Annotated in this window: 1 protein-coding gene; it reads left to right on the top strand. The window is 63.5% G+C overall.

What is annotated here, in order from left to right:
- Window positions 1-780 (top strand): AMP-binding protein (locus tag ACLFKU_RS43760; protein WP_410853389.1); only part of this gene is annotated, 780 nt, incomplete at both ends.

A 780-nucleotide genomic window follows, 5' to 3' on the forward strand; every position in this document is an offset into this window, starting at 1 on the left:
GGGCGAACCTGCCGGCCTCCGATCCGGACCCGCGCGCGCTCGGCCTGAGCTCACGCCACCTCGCCTACGTGATCTACACCTCGGGATCATCAGGCACGCCCAAGGGCGTCATGGTCGAACATCGGGGAGTGGTGCGTCTCGTAGCGGGGAACGATTTCGTCGCGATCTCGCCGCAGGACATCTTTCTCAATGCCTCCTCGCCGACATTCGACGCGACCGCGTTCGAAGTCTGGGGAGCCTTGGCAAACGGCGCCAGTGTTGTGCTCTATCCTGGACGTTACCTCTCGACGGCAACGCTGGCCCAGATCATCCAGGATCAAAGCATCACGATCGCCTGGATGACTGCGCGGTTGTTTGACGTCTATGTCGGGGAGGGGCGGAGCACTGATCGGCTGCAGCAGTTGCTGGTCGGGGGCGAAGAGGTCTCCGTCGCTTCCATCAGGGCATGCCAGAAGCGACATCCGACGCTGAGGATTTCAAATGGCTACGGGCCGACGGAGAACACCACCTTCAGTCTCTGTTATCCTGTGCCTCCCGATCTCGATGACCAGACCCGGGTGCCGCTCGGCCGACCAATTCGGAATTCGGTGGCGTATCTGTTGGACGAACGGCTACAGCCGGCACCGCTGGGAGCAATTGGTGAGATCTATGTCGGCGGGGCCGGCGTTGCGCGCGGGTACCTGAACCGGCCGGAGCTGACGGCGGAGCGGTTCATCGCCAGCCCCTTTGTGGCAGGCGACCGGCTGTACAAGACCGGGGATCTGGCGCGGTATCTGCCGG

The sequence above is a fragment of the Paraburkholderia sp. EG304 genome, assembly GCF_046543485.1.
GTDB lineage: Bacteria > Pseudomonadota > Gammaproteobacteria > Burkholderiales > Burkholderiaceae > Paraburkholderia > Paraburkholderia youngii.